Here is a 5,454-nt window from a genome sequence, read left to right on the forward strand (position 1 = left end):
GGTGTTGACGGAAGGTGAAAGGGATGTAGAATGGGCGGCTCACCCGGGACGAAAGGTCTTCGGGGCGGTTCGAGAAACGGACTGCAAGTGGTTGATCTTTGACAGTGTGCGCAGGTGACTTGTGTGGGCGTCTTGCGTTGGACGGGAAACTGTCCAAACAAATGCAAGCGTCTAACCTAAGAGTCAATTCAAAAGCTTGACGTTTTATGGTTAGGACTAACGCTTCAGAAAGATAGATCAACTTCGGTTGGTCGAAAACTTAAGTGAAGAGTTTGATCCTGGCTCAGATTGAACGCTGGCGGCATGCCTAACACATGCAAGTCGAACGGCAGCACAGTCGTAGCAATACGATGGGTGGCGAGTGGCGGACGGGTGAGGAATACATCGGGACCTACCTAGACGTGGGGGATAACGTAGGGAAACTTACGCTAATACCGCATACGTCCTACGGGAGAAAGCGGGGGATCTTCGGACCTCGCGCGGTTAGACGGACCGATGTTCGATTAGCTAGTTGGTGGGGTAATGGCCCACCAAGGCGACGATCGATAGCTGGTCTGAGAGGATGATCAGCCACACTGGGACTGAGACACGGCCCAGACTCCTACGGGAGGCAGCAGTGGGGAATATTGGACAATGGGCGCAAGCCTGATCCAGCAATGCCGCGTGTGTGAAGAAGGCCTTCGGGTTGTAAAGCACTTTTATCAGGAGCGAAATACCATCGGCTAATACCCGGTGGGGCTGACGGTACCTGAGGAATAAGCACCGGCTAACTTCGTGCCAGCAGCCGCGGTAATACGAAGGGTGCAAGCGTTAATCGGAATTACTGGGCGTAAAGCGTGCGTAGGCGGTGAGTTAAGTCTGCTGTGAAATCCCCGGGCTCAACCTGGGAATGGCAGTGGATACTGGCTCGCTAGAGTGTGATAGAGGATGGTGGAATTCCCGGTGTAGCGGTGAAATGCGTAGAGATCGGGAGGAACATCAGTGGCGAAGGCGGCCATCTGGATCAACACTGACGCTGAGGCACGAAAGCGTGGGGAGCAAACAGGATTAGATACCCTGGTAGTCCACGCCCTAAACGATGCGAACTGGATGTTGGTCTCAACTCGGAGATCAGTGTCGAAGCTAACGCGTTAAGTTCGCCGCCTGGGGAGTACGGTCGCAAGACTGAAACTCAAAGGAATTGACGGGGGCCCGCACAAGCGGTGGAGTATGTGGTTTAATTCGATGCAACGCGAAGAACCTTACCTGGCCTTGACATGTCTGGAATCCTGCAGAGATGCGGGAGTGCCTTCGGGAATCAGAACACAGGTGCTGCATGGCTGTCGTCAGCTCGTGTCGTGAGATGTTGGGTTAAGTCCCGCAACGAGCGCAACCCTTGTCCTTAGTTGCCAGCACGTAATGGTGGGAACTCTAAGGAGACTGCCGGTGACAAACCGGAGGAAGGTGGGGATGACGTCAAGTCATCATGGCCCTTACGGCCAGGGCTACACACGTACTACAATGGTCGGTACAGAGGGTTGCAATACCGCGAGGTGGAGCCAATCCCAGAAAGCCGATCCCAGTCCGGATCGAAGTCTGCAACTCGACTTCGTGAAGTCGGAATCGCTAGTAATCGCGGATCAGCTATGCCGCGGTGAATACGTTCCCGGGCCTTGTACACACCGCCCGTCACACCATGGGAGTGAGTTGCTCCAGAAGCCGTTAGCCTAACCGCAAGGAGGGCGACGACCACGGAGTGGTTCATGACTGGGGTGAAGTCGTAACAAGGTAGCCGTATCGGAAGGTGCGGCTGGATCACCTCCTTTCGAGAACGACAGACGTCCTTCGCAAGACGTCCACACAAGACACCTGCACATCCGCACGCCGACGGCGTGAAAGGCTCAGCTCCGTAAGGGGCGGGGCCTTAAAGCTTTATGGGTCTGTAGCTCAGGTGGTTAGAGCGCACCCCTGATAAGGGTGAGGCCGGTGGTTCGAGTCCACCTAGACCCACCATTATGGGGATGTTGACCCGGAATTACGGGGCCATAGCTCAGCTGGGAGAGCACCTGCTTTGCAAGCAGGGGGTCGTCGGTTCGATCCCGACTGGCTCCACCAGTTATCGGTAAGCGGATGTGTAGCGCACACAAAAGATTTTGAAGCGAGCTGGCGTTGAGGCCAGTGTCGTGTTCTTTGAAAACGTAAACGAGTGACAAGCGTCTTGGTTCGAACGAACCGAGATGTGTCGTTGAGGCAAAGAAGTAAGCGAATGCGTTGTTTGGCGAATCCCATTTCCTGAGGAGGAAGGGGAGTAGCCCCGAGGCGACTTGGGGTTATATGGTCAAGCGACTAAGCGTATACGGTGGATGCCTTGGCAGTCAGAGGCGATGAAGGACGTGGCAGCCTGCGAAAAGTGTCGGGGAGCTGGCAACAAGCTTTGATCCGGCAATGTCCGAATGGGGAAACCCACTCCGTAAGGAGTATCGCTGCGTGAATACATAGCGTAGCGAAGCGAACCCGGGGAACTGAAATATCTAAGTACCCGGAGGAAAAGAAATCAACCGAGATTCCCTGAGTAGCGACGAGCGAACGGGGAGCAGCCCAAAAGCACAGTATGTGTTAGTCGAACGGTCTGGAAAGGCCGGCCATAGCGGGTGATAGCCCCGTAGGCGAAAGCGCACATTGTGTGAAATTGAGTAAGGCGAGGCACGAGAAACCTTGTCTGAACATGGGGGGACCATCCTCCAAGGCTAAATACTCCTGACTGACCGATAGCGAACAAGTACCGTGAGGGAAAGGCGAAAAGAACCCCGGAGAGGGGAGTGAAATAGATCCTGAAACCGTATACGTACAAGCAGTGGAAGCCCGTAAGGGTGACTGCGTACCTTTTGTATAATGGGTCAGCGACTTACTGTCAGTGGCGAGCTTAACCGTCTAGGGGAGGCGAAGGGAAACCGAGTCTGAATAGGGCGCATAGTCTCTGGCAGTAGACCCGAAACCGAGTGATCTATCCATGGCCAGGTTGAAGGTGCGGTAACACGCACTGGAGGACCGAACCCACATCTGTTGCAATAGATGGGGATGAGCTGTGGATAGGAGTGAAAGGCTAAACAAACTCGGAGATAGCTGGTTCTCCTCGAAAGCTATTTAGGTAGCGCCTCGTATGAATCTTCCTGGGGGTAGAGCACTGTTATGGCTAGCGGGTCATCGCGACTTAGCAAACCATGGCAAACTCCGAATACCAGGACAGAATGTACGGGAGACACACGGCGGGTGCTAACGTCCGTCGTGAAAAGGGAAACAACCCAGACCCGCAGCTAAGGTCCCCAAGTTATCGCTAAGTGGAAAACGATGTGGAAAGGCATAGACAGCCAGGAGGTTGGCTTAGAAGCAGCCACCCTTTAAAGAAAGCGTAATAGCTCACTGGTCGAGTCGGTCTGCGCGGAAGATTTAACGGGGCTAAGCGATACACCGAAGCTCGGGGTGCATAGCAATATGCGCGGTAGAGGAGCGTTCCGTAAGCCTGTGAAGGTGAGTTGAGAAGCTCGCTGGAGGTATCGGAAGTGCGAATGCTGACATGAGTAACGATAATGCGGGTGAAAAGCCCGCACGCCGAAAGCCCAAGGTTTCCTCGCGCAACGTTCATCGGCGCAGGGTGAGTCGGCCCCTAAGGCGAGGCAGAAATGCGTAGTCGATGGGAAGCTGGTTAATATTCCAGCACTTGACTGTAGTGCGATGTGGGGACGGAGAAGGTTAGGTCTACCGGGCGTTGGTTGTCCCGGGGAAAGGAGGTAGGCGGTGATCTTAGGCAAATCCGGGATCACATACGCCGAGCACCGAGACGAGCCCAATAGGGCGAAGTGACTAAGACCACGCTTCCAGGAAAAGCCACTAAGCTTCAGCTACAGCAAACCGTACCGTAAACCGACACTGGTAGGCAGGGTGAGAATCCCAAGGCGCTTGAGAGAACTCGGGTGAAGGAACTAGGCAAAATGGCACCGTAACTTCGGGAGAAGGTGCGCCCGCCGGTGTGGTCACATGCGTGACTGAGCACTAGCGGGTCGCAGTAACCTGGCCGCTGCGACTGTTTATCAAAAACACAGCACTCTGCAAACACGAAAGTGGACGTATAGGGTGTGACGCCTGCCCGGTGCTGGAAGGTTAATTGATGGGGTCAGCCGCAAGGCGAAGCTCTTGATCGAAGCCCCAGTAAACGGCGGCCGTAACTATAACGGTCCTAAGGTAGCGAAATTCCTTGTCGGGTAAGTTCCGACCTGCACGAATGGCGTAACGACAGCGGCGCTGTCTCCACCCGAGACTCAGTGAAATTGAAATCGCTGTGAAGATGCAGCGTTCCCGCGGCAAGACGGAAAGACCCCGTGAACCTTTACTATAGCTTTACACTGAACGTTGAGTTCTTCTGTGTAGGATAGGTGGGAGGCTATGAAGCGCAGACGCTAGTTTGCGTGGAGCCAACCTTGAAATACCACCCTGAAGTGCTTGACGTTCTAACCTAGGTCCGTAATCCGGATCGGGGACCGTGTATGGTGGGTAGTTTGACTGGGGCGGTCTCCTCCCAAAGAGTAACGGAGGAGCACGAAGGTACGCTCAGCGCGGTCGGACATCGCGCACTGTGTGCAAAGGCATAAGCGTGCTTGACTGCAAGATCGACGGATCAAGCAGGTACGAAAGTAGGTCTTAGTGATCCGGTGGTTCTGTATGGAAGGGCCATCGCTCAACGGATAAAAGGTACTCCGGGGATAACAGGCTGATACCGCCCAAGAGTTCATATCGACGGCGGTGTTTGGCACCTCGATGTCGGCTCATCACATCCTGGGGCTGTAGCCGGTCCCAAGGGTATGGCTGTTCGCCATTTAAAGTGGTACGCGAGCTGGGTTCAGAACGTCGTGAGACAGTTCGGTCCCTATCTGTCGTGGGCGTTGGAGATTTGAGGGGGGCTGCTCCTAGTACGAGAGGACCGGAGTGGACGTTCCGCTGGTGTTCGGGTTGTCTCGCCAGAGGCATTGCCCGGTAGCTATGAACGGAAGTGATAACCGCTGAAAGCATCTAAGCGGGAAGCACGCCCCAAGATGAGATCTCCCGAGACTTCGAGTCTCCTTAAGGCACCATGTAGACTACGTGGTTGATAGGTCAGGTGTGGACGTACAGCAATGTACTGAGCTAACTGATACTAATGCGCCGTGCGGCTTGACCATATAACCCCAAGACGCTTCGCTAGACGAAAGTCTCACGAACATCTCGACCAACTTCACCAGACGCTTGTCACTCGTTTACCCCTTTTGAAGCCGGCGCATATGATGCGCTGCTTCAACCCCTTCCCTGGCGGCTATAGCGCTGTGGCCCCACCCGATCCCATCCCGAACTCGGAAGTGAAACGCAGCTGCGCCGATGGTAGTGTGGCATTGCCCATGCAAGAGTAGGTCACCGCCAGGGGCTTTATCCTAAAAACCCTCACCG

General features: G+C 54.7%; 2 tRNA genes and 3 rRNA genes. All 5 read left to right on the plus strand.

Going from position 1 to position 5,454, the window contains the following annotated elements:
* The first annotated feature begins 260 nt into the window (after positions 1-260).
* The 5 genes from QQL64_RS11795 to rrf all read left to right on the plus strand — a co-directional run bounded on the left by QQL64_RS11795 (position 261) and on the right by rrf (position 5,430).
* Positions 261-1,805, plus strand: a 16S ribosomal RNA gene (locus QQL64_RS11795).
* 110 nt (positions 1,806-1,915) lie between these two features.
* Positions 1,916-1,992, plus strand: a tRNA-Ile gene (locus QQL64_RS11800).
* A 26-nt stretch (positions 1,993-2,018) separates the two neighbouring features.
* Positions 2,019-2,094: transfer RNA gene (locus tag QQL64_RS11805), tRNA-Ala, on the plus strand.
* 221 nt (positions 2,095-2,315) lie between these two features.
* Positions 2,316-5,192, plus strand: a 23S ribosomal RNA gene (locus tag QQL64_RS11810).
* 123 nt (positions 5,193-5,315) lie between these two features.
* Positions 5,316-5,430: ribosomal RNA gene (gene rrf / locus QQL64_RS11815) — 5S ribosomal RNA — on the plus strand.
* Together the 16S, 23S and 5S rRNA genes with 2 tRNA genes alongside form the textbook arrangement of a ribosomal RNA operon.
* Positions 5,431-5,454 lie beyond the last annotated feature (24 nt).

This window comes from Dyella lipolytica, from assembly GCF_030160075.1.
Taxonomy (GTDB): Bacteria; Pseudomonadota; Gammaproteobacteria; order Xanthomonadales; family Rhodanobacteraceae; genus Dyella_B; species Dyella_B lipolytica.